General features: G+C 62.2%; 16 protein-coding genes and 2 pseudogenes. 10 read left to right on the top strand and 8 right to left on the bottom strand.

Features of this window, described 5'->3' with window-relative positions; genetic code table 11:
* Positions 1-269: 269 nt before the first annotated feature.
* The gene (gene codA, locus J1D76_RS21585; RefSeq protein ID WP_421140374.1) at positions 270-1,514 is read left to right on the top strand and encodes a cytosine deaminase; all 1,245 of its coding nucleotides are present in this window, start codon (positions 270-272) and stop codon (positions 1,512-1,514) included.
* Positions 1,515-1,627: 113 nt separating this feature from the next.
* On the opposite strand, the gene J1D76_RS21580 is transcribed toward codA, so the two are convergent.
* A complete protein-coding gene (locus tag J1D76_RS21580) occupies positions 1,628-2,620 on the bottom strand; it encodes a diaminopimelate epimerase (RefSeq protein ID WP_421140373.1) in 993 nt (330 codons plus the stop codon).
* 165 nt (positions 2,621-2,785) lie between these two features.
* Here J1D76_RS21580 and J1D76_RS21575 point away from each other — a divergent pair, with 165 nt between their 5' ends.
* Positions 2,786-3,937 carry an MFS transporter gene (locus J1D76_RS21575; protein ID WP_421140372.1) on the top strand — a complete coding sequence of 384 codons (1,152 nt, stop codon included), beginning with the start codon at positions 2,786-2,788 and terminating at the stop codon, positions 3,935-3,937.
* An 86-nt stretch (positions 3,938-4,023) separates the two neighbouring features.
* On the opposite strand, the pseudogene J1D76_RS21570 reads toward J1D76_RS21575, so the two are convergent.
* Positions 4,024-4,338: pseudogene (locus J1D76_RS21570) on the bottom strand (TonB-dependent siderophore receptor); the annotation flags it as partial.
* Positions 4,334-4,546 (bottom strand): annotated as a pseudogene (locus J1D76_RS21565) (hypothetical protein); the annotation flags it as partial. The pseudogenes J1D76_RS21570 and J1D76_RS21565, both read right to left, overlap by 5 nt.
* A gap of 124 nt (positions 4,547-4,670) precedes the next feature.
* Here J1D76_RS21565 and tynA point away from each other — a divergent pair.
* Positions 4,671-6,959, top strand: a complete 2,289-nt coding sequence (gene tynA / locus J1D76_RS21560; RefSeq protein ID WP_421140371.1) for a primary-amine oxidase — start codon at positions 4,671-4,673, stop codon at positions 6,957-6,959.
* Between the two features lie 128 nt (positions 6,960-7,087).
* Here tynA and J1D76_RS21555 read toward each other — a convergent pair whose 3' ends face one another.
* Both J1D76_RS21555 and J1D76_RS21550 read right to left on the bottom strand, forming a co-directional pair.
* Positions 7,088-7,396, bottom strand: a complete 309-nt coding sequence (locus J1D76_RS21555; RefSeq protein WP_421140370.1) for a cupredoxin domain-containing protein — start codon at positions 7,394-7,396, stop codon at positions 7,088-7,090.
* A 14-nt stretch (positions 7,397-7,410) separates the two neighbouring features.
* Complete coding sequence (locus tag J1D76_RS21550) at positions 7,411-8,379, bottom strand: metallophosphoesterase family protein (RefSeq protein WP_421140369.1); 969 nt, start codon at positions 8,377-8,379, stop codon at positions 7,411-7,413.
* A 154-nt stretch (positions 8,380-8,533) separates the two neighbouring features.
* Here J1D76_RS21550 and J1D76_RS21545 point away from each other — a divergent pair, with 154 nt between their 5' ends.
* Together J1D76_RS21545 and J1D76_RS21540 are read left to right on the top strand one after the other, a co-directional pair.
* Positions 8,534-9,046 carry a sigma-70 family RNA polymerase sigma factor gene (locus J1D76_RS21545; RefSeq protein ID WP_421140368.1) on the top strand — a complete coding sequence of 171 codons (513 nt, stop codon included), beginning with the start codon at positions 8,534-8,536 and terminating at the stop codon, positions 9,044-9,046.
* Positions 9,039-9,791 carry an anti-sigma factor family protein gene (locus tag J1D76_RS21540; RefSeq protein ID WP_421140367.1) on the top strand — a complete coding sequence of 251 codons (753 nt, stop codon included), beginning with the start codon at positions 9,039-9,041 and terminating at the stop codon, positions 9,789-9,791. The genes J1D76_RS21545 and J1D76_RS21540 overlap by 8 nt, the downstream gene beginning before the upstream one ends.
* Before the next feature lie 631 nt (positions 9,792-10,422).
* Here the strand turns inward: J1D76_RS21540 and feaR are convergent.
* The 3 genes from feaR to paaY form a co-directional block, all read right to left on the bottom strand.
* Positions 10,423-11,337, bottom strand: a complete 915-nt coding sequence (gene feaR, locus J1D76_RS21535; protein WP_421140366.1) for a transcriptional regulator FeaR — start codon at positions 11,335-11,337, stop codon at positions 10,423-10,425.
* A 102-nt stretch (positions 11,338-11,439) separates the two neighbouring features.
* Positions 11,440-12,363, bottom strand: a complete 924-nt coding sequence (paaX, locus tag J1D76_RS21530) for a phenylacetic acid degradation operon negative regulatory protein PaaX (RefSeq protein WP_110661786.1) — start codon at positions 12,361-12,363, stop codon at positions 11,440-11,442.
* Positions 12,364-12,521: 158 nt separating this feature from the next.
* Positions 12,522-13,118: a phenylacetic acid degradation protein PaaY gene (paaY, locus tag J1D76_RS21525; RefSeq protein WP_421140365.1), complete on the bottom strand. Its 597-nt coding sequence runs from the start codon at positions 13,116-13,118 to the stop codon at positions 12,522-12,524.
* Positions 13,119-13,465: 347 nt separating this feature from the next.
* Here paaY and paaF point away from each other — a divergent pair, with 347 nt between their 5' ends.
* Genes paaF through pcaF form a run of 5 tightly spaced genes read left to right on the top strand, consistent with a single transcriptional unit; the run spans position 13,466 to position 18,249 of the window.
* Positions 13,466-14,239, top strand: a complete 774-nt coding sequence (gene paaF / locus J1D76_RS21520) for a 2,3-dehydroadipyl-CoA hydratase PaaF (protein WP_421140364.1) — start codon at positions 13,466-13,468, stop codon at positions 14,237-14,239.
* 51 nt (positions 14,240-14,290) lie between these two features.
* Complete coding sequence (gene paaG / locus J1D76_RS21515) at positions 14,291-15,082, top strand: 2-(1,2-epoxy-1,2-dihydrophenyl)acetyl-CoA isomerase PaaG (RefSeq protein ID WP_421140363.1); 792 nt, start codon at positions 14,291-14,293, stop codon at positions 15,080-15,082.
* A gap of 3 nt (positions 15,083-15,085) precedes the next feature.
* On the top strand, positions 15,086-16,603 hold the full coding sequence (gene paaH, locus J1D76_RS21510; RefSeq protein ID WP_421140362.1) for a 3-hydroxyacyl-CoA dehydrogenase PaaH: 1,518 nt from the start codon (positions 15,086-15,088) through the stop codon (positions 16,601-16,603).
* Complete coding sequence (gene paaI / locus J1D76_RS21505; RefSeq protein WP_421140361.1) at positions 16,596-17,045, top strand: hydroxyphenylacetyl-CoA thioesterase PaaI; 450 nt, start codon at positions 16,596-16,598, stop codon at positions 17,043-17,045. Before paaH ends, paaI begins: the two co-directional genes overlap by 8 nt.
* Positions 17,038-18,249, top strand: coding sequence for a 3-oxoadipyl-CoA thiolase (pcaF, locus tag J1D76_RS21500; RefSeq protein ID WP_421140360.1), 1,212 nt, complete (start codon positions 17,038-17,040; stop codon positions 18,247-18,249). Before paaI ends, pcaF begins: the two co-directional genes overlap by 8 nt.
* Positions 18,250-18,252: the final 3 nt, after the last annotated feature.

The following is an 18,252-nucleotide window of genomic DNA, read 5'->3' as shown; positions in this document are numbered from 1 at the left end:
ACGACCAAGCGCACAGCTTCCGCCTTCTCTTCGGCAGTAACGATCCGAAATCCCATGATGCTTCCTTAGGTTGATACTCCTACATCATGGTCCATAAATATTGAGCCACAACAGCTTGCCAGCGAAGGCGTCGGCTTGGCCAACACTCATGGAATAGTCAGATCGCCATTGCGAGCAGGCTCGCTCCTACAATTTGAACTGGCAGGAGCAGCCATCACCGGGCTAACGTAGAGGCATCGCCCAAACGATTCGCTAAAAGGACTCGCCCGATGCACATCATCAACGCCCGTCTGCGCAACCAGGAAGGTTTGCATGAGTTGCACCTGGAAAACGGCCTGATCAGCAGCATCGCCCGCCAGACCGAAGCTCCGACTTTGGGCCCTGACGACCTCGACGCCGGTGGCAACCTGGTGGTGCCGCCCTTCGTCGAGCCGCACATCCACCTCGACGCCACCCTGACCGCCGGCGAGCCGCGCTGGAACATGAGCGGTACGTTGTTCGAAGGCATCGAATGCTGGGGCGAGCGCAAGGCGACCATCACCCTGGAAGACACCAAGACCCGCGCCAAGAAAACCATCCAGGCTCTCGCCGCCCACGGCATCCAGCATGTGCGCACCCACGTCGACGTCACCGACCCGCAACTGACCGCGCTCAAGGCAATGCTCGAAGTGCGCGAGGAAAGCCGGCACCTGATCGACCTGCAAATCGTTGCGTTCCCCCAGGAAGGCATCGAGTCCTACCGCAATGGCCGCGAACTGATGGAAGAAGCCATCCGCATGGGCGCGGACGTGGTGGGCGGCATCCCGCATTTCGAATACACCCGCGACCAGGGCGTCAGCTCGGTGAAATTCCTCATGGACCTGGCCGAACGCAGTGGTTGCCTGGTGGACGTGCATTGCGACGAGACCGACGACCCGCATTCGCGCTTTCTCGAAGTGCTCGCCGAAGAGGCCCGCAGCCGCGACATCGGTTCGCGGGTCACGGCCAGCCACACCACGGCCATGGGCTCCTACGACAACGCCTACTGCGCCAAACTGTTTCGCCTGCTCGGGCATTCAGGCATCAGTTTTGTCTCCTGCCCCACCGAAAGCATCCACCTGCAAGGGCGCTTCGATAACTTCCCGAAACGCCGGGGTGTGACCCGGGTCAACGAGTTGCTCGAAGCCGGCATGAACGTGTGCTTCGGCCAGGATTCCATCGTCGACCCGTGGTATCCGCTGGGCAATGGCAACATTGTGCGAGTACTCGAAGCCGGGCTGCACATCTGCCACATGCTCGGTTATCGCAACCTGCAAAGTGCGCTGGACCTGGTGACGGATAACAGCGCCAAGGCGATGAACCTCGGCGAGCGTTATGGTCTTGAGCGCGGGCGCCCGGCGAACCTTCTGATTCTGTCGGCGGACAGCGACTACGAAGTGATCCGCAGCCAGGGGGTGGCGCTGTACTCGGTACGCGAGGGCAAGGTGTTGATGAAGCGGACGATGCCGGTGGTGGAGTTTGGTGGGCAGGGCTGAGTCTGGTGTTGATCGAGCTGACGCCATCGCTGGCAAGCCAGCTCCTACAGTGGATCGGTGTCGTCCACAAATCCCCTGTAGGAGTGAGCCTGCTCGCGATGGCGGCATCAACTTCAATCAATCATTCGCGCCGTACCCAACAAGCTCACCCGACTCAACTCGCCTCGCTCCTCTTCCAGCAAAATCGGCGCCGTGCCCCCCGGCATCGTCACCTTCACCTCGCCGGCACTGACCCAGCCCACCCGCCAGGCCGCACACGCCACCGCGCTGGCACTGGTCCCCGACGACGCCGTCGGCCCCTCGCCGCGCTCGTATACCCGCGCTGCGACATGGCCGTCGGACACGCGCATCGCCCATTGCAGATTGATCCCCGCCGGGCAGGGTTTGCCTGCCCCTACCGGCATGGCGTAGGCGATTCGCATCAAGCCCTCACCCAGCGCCGGTTCACGCATCCGCTCATTGCTCGGCAGATCCTCGGCGCTGTCCACCAGCGTTACGCAATGCGGATTACCCACCCGCGCGAACTGACTGCGCGACCATGCGCCGTTGAGCGCCGACAACGGCTCCACGTGGCTGAGCTCACGACCGTTAAACACCACGGCTTCAACACCATGGGCACTGACCGCCGCCGGCCCGAAGCCCGGCTGCCCCAGATCGAGCCAGAAACCGTTCACGCCCTCAACCTGCGCGGATTTCACTGAGGTCTGCCCTGGCGAAGGCGTATCCGCCTTGTCGTGATGAACCCTGAGCAGACAGGCTTCGTCCTTCGGCAACAGCCCCTGATCGCTGAGGGCCTGGGAAAAGATCGTCAGCCCGTTGCCGCTGCGCTCGGCCAGCGTCCCATCGGTGTTGACGATCAACAGATCAAAGGGTGGCAAGGACTGGAACGGGCCAACCAGCAAACCGTCGCTGCGATGATCCTTGCTGCCGGCAGGTTGGGTGCCAGGCGCCCAGCTACAGCAAGCCTCGATGGCCGCGAGCGCCCAGGCGTCGAGGGTTTGCGCGGCCTGACTGGCCTGATCGGGCAAGTTGATGCCCTCGCGGCGCAGTTCTTCTGGCGCCACCACGATGTAGATATTGCCCCGTGCGTCGTACCGCTGCGCCATGGCGCCCTCCGCTTGCTGTTGGAATGGCTCAACATATCGCGAAATACCACGGCGCTGTGCAACGATGTTGCCCTGATTGACTGCAAACCTTGCGGACATTGATCGAACCCTCGTCGGTCGATCACGGTCCGTTGAAGACGTGACGTTTTTTTGCCAGGGATTGATATGACCAGCCTCAACCGCCCAACCACTTTTGTTCCCGGTCGCCTGGAACAGATGTCCACGCGCATCGCCTTTTTCATCGCAGGCTTCGGCATTGCCGCGTGGGCACCGCTGGTGCCCTACGCCAAGGCCCGGGCCGGGCTGGATGAAGGCACCCTGGGTTTGTTGCTGCTGTGCCTGGGGGTGGGCTCGATTCTGGCGATGCCACTGGCCGGGATACTGGCCGCGAGCTTCGGCTGTCGGCGGGTGACGGCTGGCGGCACCCTGCTGATCTGTGCCGCCCTGCCGCTGCTCGCGACGGTGTCGTCGATTCCGGCCCTGATCGCCGCGTTGTTCATGTTTGGCGCCGGCCTCGGCACGGTGGATTCGACGGTGAACCTGCAAGCGGTGATCGTCGAGCGCGCCAGCGGCAAGAACATGATGTCGGGGTTCCATGGCCTGTTCAGCCTGGGCGGTATTGTCGGTGCGGCGGGCGTCAGCGGGTTGCTTGGCCTGGGGATGTCCCCATTGGGCGCCACCCTGGTGGTGATCGTGTTGCTGCTGATCGCGCTGGCTAAGGCCGTGCCGCATCTGTTGCCCTACGGCAGCGAGGGTTCCGGGCCGGCGTTTGCGGTGCCCCACGGCATCGTCCTGTTCATCGGCGGCATGTGCTTTATCGTGTTCCTCGCCGAAGGCGCGGCGCTGGACTGGAGCGCGGTGTTCCTGGCGCAGGAACGCGGCCTCGACACCGCGTATGCGGGGCTCGGTTACGCGGCGTTCGCGTTGACCATGACGGCCGGGCGTTTGACCGGTGACAAGATCGTGTGCCGTTTGGGCGCGACGCGGGTGATCGTGTTCGGCGGGCTAACGGCCGCCAGCGGGTTGTTCCTGGCGACATTCGCACCGAGTTGGGAGGCGGCGCTGGTGGGTTATGCGTTGCTGGGTGCAGGGTGTTCGAACATTGTGCCGGTGCTGTACACCGCGGTGGGCAAGCAGACGGTCATGCCCGAGAGCATCGCTGTGCCGGCCATCACCACCCTGGGTTATGCGGGCATCCTGGCAGGCCCCGCGGTCATCGGCTTCATCGCCCATGGCAGCAGCCTGAGTTTTGCCTTTGCCTTGATGGCGGTGTTGCTGGTGGCGGTGGCGGTTGGGGGGAAGGTGTTGAAGGTTTGAAAAGCTTCGCTGGCAAGCCAGCTCCTACAGGGATCGCACGGTATTTGTAGGAGCTGGCTTGCCAGCGAAGGGGTCAACCCGGTCTGTCAGAACCCGACACTGGCCTGCACAAAGAACGTACGCGGCGCACCCACGTACATCCCCGAGTTGTTGTCGCTGGAACGGGTGAAGTACTGCTTGTCGAAGATGTTCTTCACCCCCGCCCCCAGCTTCAGGTTCGACACCTGCGGACCGAAGTCATAGCCGCTACGCGCGCTCCAGGTCACGTAACCGGGAATGTCGCCGAACTGCCCGTCGGCGGTGCCTTCGGTGATGTAGTTGCCGTTGAAGCTGCCATCGGCGTTCACACCGGTGCCCGGCGAGCGCTGCCTGGATTGGGCGAACGCATCGACGCTCCAGGTCCTCGGCCTGCTGCCGATTTCTCAGGCGACGGGTCCAGGTGCCAACCAACTCTTCGTAATGCTCGAAAAAGCCGTGTCTGCGGGGCAACTTGAAGGTCATTGCGGTGTGCTGTCTAGACGCGGCGTGAATAGTAATGCTTCCTATTAACTCGAAGCAATGACTTGCGATCCCAAAGACCGGCACTTTGCCTGCTTGCCAATCGGCCATCCGTCAGGAAAGCTGGACGGCGGCACAGAACCCAAGAAAATTGGCAGGCAATCAAATGCAGCGATTGATGGGTTGTAACAAAGTGCAGAAATGCCCGAACCCGGCTTTCCCCAGGAATTCACCCATGTTCAGCCCCAAAGCATCGCCCAGGAAATCACCGCTTGCTCGCCTCGCCCTGGCCATTTCCCTGAGCGCCCTCGGCCTGCCTTTTTTTGCCGGCAACGTCCAGGCCCACGGCGGTCATGCCGAGATGGTGCCGCTGCAAGCCGGTCTTGGGGAATTTGGCGCCTCGGTGAAATGGGACGACTATTCCAACGTGTTCACCATTGCCAAGGACGGGGTCTACCTCAAGGTCAAGCCCAACAGCAAAGTGGCGATGCTCAACGGCAAGCGCATCGAGCTCACGGTGCCGGTGGTGTTCAAGGACCACACGGCGTTCATGTCCACCGACTTCATCAACCAGGTGTTCCAGTCCGGGCTGGACAAGACCTTCGTCGTCGAAACCCGCCCGAACCCGCTCAACCCGTTGAGTGCAGCGGAAATCACCGCGGCGGTGGACATCGTCAAGCAGTCGGAAAATTACAAACCGGGGTTCCGCTTCACCGAAGTCTCGGTCAAGGAGCCGCCGAAGGATCAGGTGTGGAACTTCGTCTTCACCGGGCAGAACGTTACCCAGCCGCGTGAAGCCTCCATCGTGGTGCTCGACGGCAAGCACGTGATCGAGGCGCTGGTCGATCTCGACAAGAAACAACTCACGTCCTGGAAGCCCATCGAAGGCGCCCACGGCATGGTCCTTCTGGATGATTTCGCCACGGTGCAGTCGGCCGTCGAGAACAGCCCGGAATACGCCCAGGCCCTGGCCAAGCGTGGCATCAACGACGTGAAGAAAGTCGTGGCGACGCCGCTGACCGTCGGCTACTTCGACGGCAAGGACGGCCTGGCGCAGGACAAGCGCTTGCTGAAGATCGTCAGCTACCTCAACACCGATGACGGCAACTACTGGGCGCACCCGATTGAAGGGCTGGTGGCGATTGTCGACCTGGAACAGAAGAAGCTGATCAAGATCGAAGACGAAGCGCTGATCCCGGTGCCGATGAAATCGACGCCGTATGACGGTCGGGGCCGCAAGGGTGTCGAGGTCAAGCCGCTGGAAATCATCGAGCCCGAGGGCAAGAACTACACCATCAGCGGCAACAGCATTCACTGGCAGAACTGGGACTTCCACGTTCGCCTCGATTCGCGGGTCGGGCCGATCCTGTCCACCGTCACCTATGACGACAAGGGCAAGAAACGCAAGATCATGTATGAAGGCTCGCTGGGTGGCATGATCGTGCCTTACGGTGACCCGGACGTCGGCTGGTACTTCAAGGCCTATCTCGACTCCGGCGACTACGGCATGGGCACCCTGACCTCGCCGATTGCCCGTGGCAAAGACGCTCCGGAAAACGCCGTGTTGCTCGACGCCACCATCGCCGACTACACCGGCGCACCGACCGCGATCCCGCGTGCCATGGCGGTGTTCGAGCGCTATGCCGGCCCGGAATACAAACACCAGGAAATGGGCCAGCCCAACCTCAGCACTGAGCGTCGTGAATTGGTGGTGCGCTGGATCAGCACCGTGGGCAACTACGACTACATTTTCGACTGGGTCTTCCAGCAAAACGGCACCATCGGCATCGATGCCGGTGCCACCGGGATCGAAGCGGTCAAGGGCGTGAAGTCCAAGACCATGCACGAAGACACCGCCAAGGAAGACACGCGCTACGGTACCCTGCTCGACCACAACATCGTCGGCACCACGCACCAGCACATCTACAACTTCCGCCTCGACATGGACATCGACGGCGAGCAGAACTCCCTGGTGGAAGTGAACCCGGTGATCGCCCCGAACGAGCGTGGTGGCCCGCGCACCAGCACCATGCAGACCGAAACCAGAGTGGTCAGCACCGAGCAACAAGCGGCGCAGAAATTCGACCCGTCGACCGTGCGCTTGCTGACCAACTTCAGCAAGGAAAACAAGGTCGGCAACCCGGTGTCCTATCAGTTGATTCCGTACGCCGGCGGCACGCACCCGGTGGCCAAGGGCGCCAACTTCGGCAAGGACGAGTGGCTGTACCACCGCCTGAGTTTCATGGACAAGCAGCTGTGGGTCACGCAATACAACCCGGAGGAAAAGTACCCGGAAGGCAAGTACCCGAACCGCTCGGACAAGGACTCGGGCCTGGGCCAGTTCACCCAGGATAACCAGTCGATCGAGAACACCGACGATGTGGTCTGGCTGACCACCGGCACCACCCACATCGCCCGTGCCGAAGAATGGCCGATCATGCCGACCGAATGGGTGCATGTGCTGTTGAAGCCGTGGAATTTCTTCGACGAAACGCCGACGCTGAACCTCAACGCCCCGAAATAAACCCATGAACCCTTGTAGGAGCTGGCTTGCCAGCGAAGGTGTCCGAAAGGTCAATACACGGCTCAAGACCGCCTTCGCCGGCAAGCCGGCTCCTACAGGGTTACACCGTCTTCAGGTGCACCCTGCGCTTACTGGCTGACCACAATCTTGCCGATCATCTGTGGATGCAGCGCACAAAAATACTCGAACTCCCCCGGCGTATTGAACACCCAGGAATAACTGTCGCCGGTATCCAGCGCGCCGGAGCGAAACAGCTTGTGGGTTTGCGCCACCGTGTGCGGAATCTCGTCGTCGTTCACCCACGTGACTTTGGTGCCCACGGCCACGGACAGATCCTTGGGCCCGAACATGAATTCCTTGATATCGATTTTTACCTCATTCGCCCATGCCGGCATCGACAGCATCAGGCAGGCAACGGTCAATAGTCGCGTTTTCATCCCAACCCCCTCCGTTAAACCAGTGTCGAATCGATCAGCGCCAGTGGATGATCACCCTGGGTCGCTCGCACTTCAGTGACCCCCAGGTAATTGCGCAATTGATCGGCCGCCACCGTCATTGGCCCCGGCGTCGGCGCCGCACCCGGTGCTGGTTGTGGATAAGCCGTGCCGCGCGCGGTGTGGAAGGTGATGTTGCCTTCGACCTTCTGGATGACCTGATGAATATGCCCGTTCAACACCGTCACCGACCCGTACTTGCGCAGCATGGCAATCGCCTGATCGCCATCCTCGGTGCCCCAGCCCCATGGCTGGTAAATCGTCCACAACGGAATATGGGTAAACACCACAATGGGCGTGCTGCTGCTCACCGCTCGCAAGTCGTCAGCCAGCCATGCCAATTGATCGGCGCCCAGGGTCGCTTCACGGCCGGCCTGGAAGTTGAAGACATTCACCAGTGCAATGAAGTGCACGCCGTGGTCGTCGAAGCTGTACCAGCCATTGCCTTTGGTGCCCTGGCCGTAGCGTTCCAGGTAGAGCTTGCCGCCACCCTCGTCGAGCGTGTCGTGCTCGCCCGGCACGTAGTGCACGGTGGACGGCAACCCCTTGAGCAATTGCGCGGCGGTGTCGAACTCCCAGGCCTTGGACAAGTGGCTGATATCGCCCGTGTGCAGGATCAGCGACGGCCGCTTTGGCAGCGCGACGATCTTGTCGATGGCCACCTGCAAGGTCTTCACCGGTTCCGGGTTGGCCTCCTTGTTGAACCCGATGTGCGAGTCGCTGATCTGCACAAACTGAAACGTGCTGGCGAGTGCCTTGGGGTCGCTGACGTTCCCCGCCTGATCCAGAGCGAAGGCCTTGGGAATACCGCCGTTCAAGGCCCAGATCACGCCCGCCCCGGCCCACGCGGAGCACTTGAGCAGCGTTCGCCGGTCAGGGTTCAGCGGGCCGTCGGTGCGGTGATGGTGTTTTGAAAGAATGTCCATCGGTGTTCCCTCGCTAAGCACTACAGTGATGTAGTTGGCACGAGGTAAAACCGGGCGGGACAGGCGTTTATTCCCGATCGAAAAAAATATTTTTTCCGGGGAATAAACGGCACGACATCGCAGTTATAAGAGGTGGGTCAGTGCGGAAACCACTATGAAGCGATTTGAGGAATTGTTTGCGCCCCACCTGGACGCGGCGTACAACCTCGCGTGCTGGCTCACCGGCAACGACAGCGCCGCGCACGATGTCGTGCAGGAAAGCGCCCTGCGCGCCTTCAGGTTTGCGCATCGTTTCGCCGATGGCAACGCCAAGGCCTGGTTCCTCACTATCGTTCGCAACGAAAGCTACACCTGGCTCAAAGCGTCAGCCGGGCACCATTGGGTGCCTTTTGGCGACGAACTGGTCGAAAACGACGAGGTGCAGAGCCACAGCCAGACCCCGGAACTGTTGGCCATTCATACGCAAAATGCGGCGCTGGTCCAGCAAGCCTTGTGCGCCCTGCCACCGGCGTTTCGTGAGGTGATTGTGCTCAAGGAACTCGAAGACCTGCCCTACAAGGACATCGCCCTGGTGGTCGACATTCCCATCGGTACCGTCATGTCGAGACTGGCCAGGGCACGCGCCATGCTCAAGCTCGAACTACTGAAGTTGCACGATCATGAATGAACTCGACTGCACGGTTTGCCAGCCCCTGATACATGGCTATCTCGACCAGGAACTCGAGCCTGCGACGGCCGCGAATGTGGCCGCGCATTTGGCCGGGTGCGCCGAGTGTGCGCGGTTGCATGATCAGGTGAAGCTATTGATGGCCGGTGTGAAGCAGCAGGCGCGGTATTACCGGGCGCCGGCCTCATTGGCTGCCCGTGTGCTCGAACCTGTTGCCCCGGTGACCCAAACACCACGCTCTTACGAGGGCTGGCGTCGATGGTTCGCGCCGGTCTTTTCAGCGACGGCCCTGGCCTTGGCGATGGTGCTCTATGTGGCCACGCCGGCCAGCGAACAGCCGTTGTTCGATGAGGCGGTATCCAGCCATGTCCGTTCATTGATGGGCGAACACTTGAACGATGTGGTGTCGTCCGACCGCCATACCGTCAAGCCCTGGTTTACCGGCAAGCTCGACTTCTCGCCGCCGGTACTCGATTACGCGGCCCAGGGTTTTCCATTGCTGGGCGGGCGCCTGGACTATCTGCAACACCAGACCACGGCGGCCCTGAGTTATGGGCGGGCCAAACACATCATCAATGTGTTCATCCTGCCCACGAGCGAATCCGACAAGCCGCGTCAAAGCCAGTCGATTCGCGGCTTCAACGTCGTGTCGTGGCAAGAGAACCATATGCGTTTCGTGCTGGTTTCCGATCTTGAAAAAAGCGAGCTGGAAGCGTTCAGCCAACTGCTCAAAAACGGCGCCTGACTTTGTAGGAGCTGGCTTGCCAGCGAAGGCGTCCGCCAGATCGATGCACGGCCCAAGACTGCCTTCGCCGGCAAGCCGGCTCCTACAAGGTCAACTGCCCACCGTCGACTGTAGGAGCTGGCTTGCCAGCGAAGGCGTCCGCCAGATCGATGCACGGCCCAAGACCGCCTTCGCCGGCAAGCCGGCTCCTACAAGGTCAACTACCCACCGTCGACTGTAGGAGCTGGCTTGCCAACGAAGGCGTCCGCCAGATCGATGCACGGCCCAAGACTGCCTTCGCCGGCAAGCCGGCTCCTACAAGGTCAACTGCCCACCGTCGACGGTAGGAGCTGGCTTGCCAGCGAAGGCGTCCGCAAGATCGATGCACGGCCCAAGACCGCCTTCGCCGGCAAGCCGGCTTATACAAGGTCAACTGCCCACCGTCGACGGTAGGAGCTGGCTTGCCAGCGAAAGCGTCCGCCAGATCGATGCACGGCCCAAGATCGGCTTCGCCGGCAAGCCGGCTCCTACAAGGTCAACTGCCCAGCGTCGACTGTAGGAGCTGGCTTGCCAGCGAAGGCGTCCGCCAGATCGATGCACGGCCCAACATTGGCTTCGCCGGCAAGCCGGCTCCTTCAGGGGGACGTGTCGGTCAGGCGTATCGCTTGCGGTATTCACCCGGCGCAATGCCGAAGCGTGATTTGAATGCGGTGGAGAAGTAGCTCGAATCGGAAAACCCCCACGAATACCCCAGCACCGACAACTTCTGCTCCTTGCCCATGCCACGCAGCGATTCGGCGCACAGGTCCAGGCGACGATTCTTGATGTAGCGCGCCACCACCAGGCCCTTCTTGGCAAACATCCGGTACAGGCCACGGGTGGACATGCCGACTTCTCGCGCCAGCCATTCCGGGCACAGGTCTTCGGAGCGAATGTTTTCGTCGATGCAGTTGAGCGTCTTGCGAAAGATCCGCTCGTGGGCGTCCTCGCCCTCCTCGGCCTGGCTGATGGCCGGGCGCAGCAAGCTGACAATCGCTTCCAGGGTCGCCTCGCTTTCCTGGCGGGTCAGGTGCTGCTGGCGAGTGGCGTCGAGGATCAACCGGTGCGAGAGCATCGCGATCGGCGAAGTTCCGGCAATCCGGTGGCCGCAGCGGACCTGATTGAAGCGCAAGATTTGCTCGACCAGTTGATGCGGCAGGATCAACGACAACTGCCGGGAGTTACCGCTGTAGGTAAAGTCGCTCGGGCGCGAGGCATCGATCAGCGTGATGTCGCCCGGCGACAGCAAGGCCCGGTTGTCGCCCTGGGCCATGCCCGCCGTGCCGTCGAGCTGGAACACGGCAAAATACTTGCCGCCCTCGCCCGCCGCGACCTCTCGGGGGGTGCGATACAAACGCGCCTGACACACGTCGACGAAGCTGAGCTTGAGCGCTTCGCTCTGGTACTCACGGATGCCCCCGGCAAACTCGCTGCCCAAGGGTTGTGCGTTGAACGCGCCACAGATCTGGTTGATCTGATGGATCCATTGGTCGAACCCATCATGGCGCTGTGCAATTGTAGAAATCATGTCAGGCCTCACGCAGGCTTATTTTTATTGTCTACGTCAATCCACACGACATCGGGATGCTTCGAGTCTCCTGAACCGCACCACTCCCTGAACAATGACGTGCTATTTCAGTCCGCCGAAGCGCCGGTAGAAGCTTTCCCCGACATCCGGCAACGGGCCATCGGCCGTTTCCAGTGCAGCGTTCAGCCATTCTTCGGCCTTGGCGTAAATCAAACGGTAAATGTTGCGGCACAACTGGCGAGCGGCGCGGCCTTCCCAGTCGCCGGGCAACAACTCGTCCGGCAATTGCGGGTCGCGCAGCAGCAGCTTGCGGTATTCGTGAATCAACAACACCCGCGCCAGGAAGCAGTCCGCCGGTTGCAGGTTTTCCTGCTCGCGCAACGCTTGCCACAACGGCCGGAACAACTGGATGAACTCGCTGTAGTGCGCGGCCAGCTCTTCGATGTTCCAGCTCTCGCGCACTTGCAGGCGCAGGGCCTTGGAGGCCAGCACGTCCTGGGCGGTGGTTTCGAAGACGATGGTGTCTTCCTGCACGCCGAGGTCGAGCAGGGTCGCGTTGACGTCGGAACGGTCACTGCGCGGACAGGCCAGCACCATCGGCGAAATCGCGCCGAAACCTTGCCACTCCAGCTCTTCGCGCACCTGTTTGCGTTTGTCCTGGGTCAGTTGCGACAACATCACCAGGCACCAGGAACCATCCCATGCGGGCATGGTGGTGCTGTAGACCCGCTTGAACGCCTTGTCGAATCGCCGGCGCCCGGTACCGGTCAGGCTGTAGTAGCTGCGACGACCGACTTTCTCGGCGGTCAGCCAGCCTTCCTTGGTCAGGCGAAAAATCGAGGTGCGGATCAGCCGTTCGTTGATGCCGATGGGTTCGAGCAACTGGATCAGGCTGCCCAGCCACACGGTACCGCCATGGGGTTCGATGGCATCCCCGTACAACGTGATGATCAAGGAACTGGCGCGGATCGGCGTCTGCTCCTGGAAGCGGGTAATCAGATGGTTCAAGGGAGTCAGGGACGACATGGGCGATCCGTGCAAAAAAAGAAAAGGAATATACCGAAAGCCGGCCGGTTAAGCCCAACCCCTTGTAGGAGCCGGCTTGCTGGCGAAGGTGTGTCAGGCGACACCAAGGTAGCTGACACACCATCGCCAGCAAGCCGGCTCCTACAGAGGTTCTGTGTTTACAAGGCACTGTCCTTGGGCCGCAACCCGCTGTCGCTGATCCGCGGCCGATCCGGTTCCACTTCGCTCAGCGGTTCGCACACCTGCATCTGCGTCAGGCAACGCTTTGCCAGTTGCTGATATTCCCGGGTGCCGGCCTGTTTCCACGCCACTTCCTGCTCGCTCAGGCTGCGCTTGATGCTGGCGGGTGCGCCCATGACCAGCGATTGCTCCGGGCATTCGAAGCCGGCCTTGACGAACGCCGCCGCCGACACAAACGAACGCGGACCGATCCGCGCGTTGTCCATCACCACCGCGTTCATGCCCACCAGCGCATCGGCGCCGATCCGGCAGCCGTGCAACACGGCACCGTGGCCGATATGGCCGTTGCGTTCCACCACCGTGTCGCTGTCGGGGAAACCGTGCATCACGCAGGTGTCCTGCAGGTTGGCGCCCTCCTCCAGCACAATGCGGCCGAAGTCCCCACGCAGGCTGGCCAGCGGGCCGACATAGCAATGCGGGCCGATGATCACGTCACCGATCAGTACGGCGGACGGGTGCACATAAGCGCTGGGGTCAACCACCGGAGTCAGGCCATCAAGGCTGTAGCAGGTCATGGAAGCTTCCTTCACAAAGCGATGCCGATAATAGCTCACTTTGTATCACATCACTTTTTCAAGCACAAAGACTAAAAACCGTATCACTTGATTCGGGCGTTTCCGAGGAACGCAATTTCGCGCCAGAAATCCGCGAAAAACCCGATAAACCAAGGTTATTCGCAGATATAACAATTGGAGACCAATGAGCCATCCAAATCTTTAAAGTGCAGATAGGACACATTAAATCTATTTTTGTATTGCATTTACGTATCACGTTATAGCTATACTTGGGCAAAACCGGCCCCTGCGGCCGATCCAATAACGAGCCGGCAGCACGCCGAGCCTGCACCGTGAGGGCATCCGCCATGCCTCTAACCCTTGCCGTCGAGCTGATTGAGCCTGGCATTCGCCTGATTACCCTGCAGCGCCCGCAAGCCCTGAACGCCCTGACCACCGAGTTGCTGGGCGAACTGGCCGACGAACTGGACAGCGCGCAAGCCGACCCCGACACCCGCGCCGTGGTCCTCACCGGCAGCCGCAAGGCCTTCGCCGCTGGCGCCGACATCAAGGAAATGGCCGAGCGTAACCTGGTCGGCATCCTGGACGACCCACGCCAGGCCTCGTGGCAAACCATTACCCGCTTCAGCAAACCATTGATCGCTGCGGTCAACGGTTTCGCCCTGGGTGGTGGCTGCGAACTGGCGATGCACGCCGACATCATCATTGCAGGTGTTGACGCCCGCTTCGGCCAACCGGAAATCAACCTCGGGATCATGCCCGGCGCCGGTGGCACCCAACGCCTGCTGCGTGCCGTCGGCAAATCGATGGCCATGCAGATGGTCCTGACCGGTGAGCCAATCGACGCCCGCCAGGCCCAACGCGCCGGCCTGGTCAGCGAAGTAACGCAACCGGAATTTACCGTCGAGCGCGCCCTGCACATCGCCCGCAGCATTGCCGCCAAGGCGCCATTGGCGGTGCGCCTGGCCAAGGAATCGCTGCTCAAGGCCATGGACACTGACCTGGCCAGCGGCCTGCGCTTCGAACGCCACGCCTTCACCGTGCTGGCCGGCACCCGCGACCGCGACGAAGGCATTGCCGCCTTCCAGGAAAAGCGCAGCCCGACCTTTACCGGGCAATAACGCCGTCTCTGCTACCCGAATTCGAACGACTGCCAAGAGAACGTCAAGACCATGAACTTCGAACACATCCTGTTTTCCATCGACGCTGGCGTCGCCCTGCTCAGCCTCAACCGGCCGGAGCAACTCAACAGCTTCAACACCCAGATGCATGGCGAAGTGAAAGAAGCACTCAAGCAAGTTCGGCAGAACCCGGACGTGCGCGTGCTGCTGCTGACCGGTGAAGGCCGTGGCTTCTGCGCCGGGCAAGACCTGAGCGACCGCAACGTCGCGCCCGGCAGCGCCGTGCCGGACCTGGGCGAGTCCATCGAGAAGTTCTACAACCCGCTGATTCGCCAATTGCGCGACCTGCCATTGCCGGTGATCTGCGCGGTCAACGGCGTGGCAGCCGGCGCCGGGGCCAACATTCCACTGGCCTGCGACCTGGTACTGGCGGCGCGTTCGGCCAGCTTCATCCAGGCGTTCTGCAAGATCGGTTTGATCCCGGATTCCGGTGGCACCTGGACGTTGCCGCGCCTGGTCGGCATGGCCCGCGCCAAGGCCCTGGCTCTGCTCGGCAACCGCTTGAGCGCTGAACAGGCCGAGCAATGGGGCTTGATCTACCAGTGCGTGGACGACGCTAACCTGCGCGACGAAGCGCTGAAACTGGCCCGCCACCTGGCGACCCAGCCGACCTACGGCCTGGCGCTGATCAAACGCAGCCTCAATGCCAGCCTGAGCAACACCTTCGACGAACAGCTTGAGCTGGAAAAAGACCTGCAACGCCTGGCCGGGCGCAGCGAGGACTACCGCGAAGGCGTTGGTGCCTTCATGGAAAAACGCACCCCAAGCTTCAAGGGACGCTGAGACATGACCGCACTGAACACATCTGCCCGCATCGCCGTGATCGGCGCCGGCGCCATGGGTGCCGGCATTGCCCAGGTCGCCGCACAAGCGGGCCACCCGGTGATGCTGCTAGACAACCGCCCCGGCGCCGCCGCTCAAGCGATTGAAGGCATCGATCGGCAACTGGGCAAACGGGTCGACAACGGCAAGCTGTCCGCTGACGCCCGAAACGCGACCATCGCTCGCCTGCAAGCAGTCGAAGCGATTGAAGCCTTGGCCGATTGTCACCTGATCATCGAAGCCATCGTCGAGAACCTTGAGGTCAAGCGCGCCCTGTTCCGCCAGCTCGAAGGCATTTGCGGCGCACATTGCATCCTGGCCAGCAACACCTCGTCGCTGTCGATCACCAGCATCGCCGCGCAGCTTGAACGTCCAGAACGCCTGCTCGGCCTGCACTTCTTCAACCCGGCGCCGGTCATGGCGCTGGTGGAAATCGTCTCCGGCCTGGCCAGCGATCCGGCATTGGCCGAGTGCCTGTACGACACCGCGAGAGCCTGGGGCAAGAAACCGGTGCACACCCGCTCCACGCCAGGCTTTATCGTCAACCGCGTGGCCCGGCCGTTCTACGCCGAGAGCCTGCGCATGCTGCAGGAAGGCGCGGCCGATTGCCCGACCCTGGATGCGCTGATGCGCGAGGCCGGTGGTTTTGCCATGGGCGCGTTCGAACTGACCGACCTGATCGGCCATGACGTCAACTACGCCGTGACCTGTTCGGTGTTCGACGCCTATTACCAGGACACCCGTTTCCTGCCGTCGCTGATCCAGAAAGAACTCGTGGACGGCGGGCGCCTGGGACGCAAGAGCGGTCAGGGTTTCTACAACTACGCCCAAGGCGCGGTACGCCCGCAAGCCGCTGAAATTCGCAGCGATGCGAAGGTTGAGGTGTGTGCCGTGGAAGGCGACCTCGGCATTGCCCAGGGTTTGATTGCGCGTTTGCGCGAGCAAGGCGTCGAGATCATCCAGCGCGAAGGCCAGGGTTTGCTGCGCGTCGGTGACGCCGTACTCGCCTTGAGCGACGGGCGCATGGCCTGTCAGCGGGCTCGCGAAGATGGGCTGGGCAATCTGATCCTGCTGGACCTGGCATTCGACTACGCCAAGGCGCAACGCATCGCCATCAGTTACGCAGCCGGTATCGATCCGCTGGCCCTCGAACACGGCGTGGCCCTGCTGCAACGGGCTGGCTTGACGGTCAGCCTGCTCAGCGACAGCCCGGCCCTCGCCGTCCTGCGCACGGTGGCGATGCTCGCCAACGAAGCCGCCGACGCCCTGCTGCAAGGCGTGGCCTCGGCCGCCGACATCGACCTGGCGATGCGCGCCGGGGTGAATTATCCACAAGGCCCGCTGGCCTGGGCCGATGCCATCGGCCTGGCGCACATCCTCACTGTGCTGGAAAACCTGCAAGCCAGTTATGGCGAAGAACGCTACCGGCCGTCGCTGCTGTTGCGCCGTCGCGTCGCCGAAGGGAGACACCTCCATGACTAACCACGAAGCCATGACCCTGGCCAGCGAATGCGCCCAGGCCTTGCTCCAGCGCGACGCCGCCAGCCTGGGCATGGGCATGCGCCTGCTCTCGGCCGGCCCCGGTTGCGCCCGTGTGGGCATGACCGTGCGCGCCGACATGCTCCAGGGCCACGGCACCTGCCACGGCGGCTACTTGTTTGCGCTGGCCGATTCGGCGTTTGCCTTTGCCTGCAACAGCTACAACGAAGCCACCGTGGCCATCGGTTGCAGCATCGACTACATCGCCCCGGCGCGCCTGGGCGACACGCTGAACGCCGACTGCACCGAGCAAAGCCGCTCGGGCCGCACCGGCAATTACGACGTACGCATTGAAAACCAGCAGGGCCAATTGATCGCCCTGTTCCACGGCAAATCCTACAAAGTGCGCGGCCCGGTGCTGGCGCAGGAGAATCCTGATGAATGACGCCCTGATCATCGACGCGGTCCGCACCCCGATCGGCCGCTACGCCGGTGTCTTGAGCGGCGTGCGCGCCGACGACCTCGGCGCGGTCCCCCTGCGTGAACTGCTGCGCCGCCACCCGCAAGTGGACTGGGGCGCCGTCGATGACGTGATCTACGGCTGCGCCAACCAGGCCGGCGAAGACAACCGCAACGTTGCGCGCATGTCGGCGCTGCTGGCCGGGTTGCCGGTGAGCGTGCCGGGCACCACCCTCAATCGCCTGTGCGGTTCCGGGCTGGACGCCATCGGCACCGCCGCCCGTGCCATTCGCAGCGGCGAAACCGGGCTCATGCTGGTCGGCGGCGTCGAATCGATGTCCCGCGCACCACTGGTGATGGGCAAGGCCGAGCAGGCGTTTTCCCGCTCGGCGGAGATTTTCGACACCACCATCGGCTGGCGCTTCGTCAATCCGCTGATGAAAAAGGCCTATGGCATCGACTCCATGCCGGAAACGGCTGAGAACGTCGCCGAACAGTTCAACATTTCCCGTGCCGACCAGGACGCCTTCGCCCTGCGCAGCCAGCAACGTGCAGTCGCTGCCCAGGCCAGCGGGCGTCTGGCCAAGGAAATCGTTGCGGTGCAAATCCCCCAGCGCAAAGGCCCGGCCAAAGTGGTCGAGCACGACGAACACCCACGCGGCGACACCACTATTGAGCAGTTGGCAAAACTTGGCACGCCGTTCCGCGAAGGCGGCAGCATCACCGCCGGCAACGCTTCGGGCGTCAACGATGGTGCCTGCGCCCTGCTGCTGGCCAGCCCTGAAGTCGCCAAGCGCCACGGCCTAACCGCTCGTGGCCGAGTGGTCGCGATGGCCACTGCCGGCGTCGAACCACGGATCATGGGTATCGGCCCGGTGCCGGCCACGCGCAAGGTGCTGGAAGTCGCCAACCTGAGCCTGGCCGACATGGACGTGATCGAGCTCAACGAAGCTTTCGCCGCACAAGGCCTGGCCGTGCTGCGCGAACTGGGCCTGAGCGACACCGACCCACGGGTCAATCCGAACGGCGGCGCCATCGCCCTCGGCCATCCGCTGGGCATGAGCGGCGCCCGCCTCGTCACCACCGCTTTGCACGAACTGGAAGAACGTAACGGCCGCTACGCCTTGTGCACCATGTGCATCGGCGTTGGTCAAGGGATCGCGTTGATCATCGAACGTCTATCCCACTAAAGA

The sequence above is a fragment of the Pseudomonas sp. NFX15 genome, assembly GCF_049132105.1.
GTDB lineage: Bacteria > Pseudomonadota > Gammaproteobacteria > Pseudomonadales > Pseudomonadaceae > Aquipseudomonas.
Note: the sequence above shows the minus strand (reverse complement) of the source record. Positions and strands in the feature narration are given on the sequence as shown.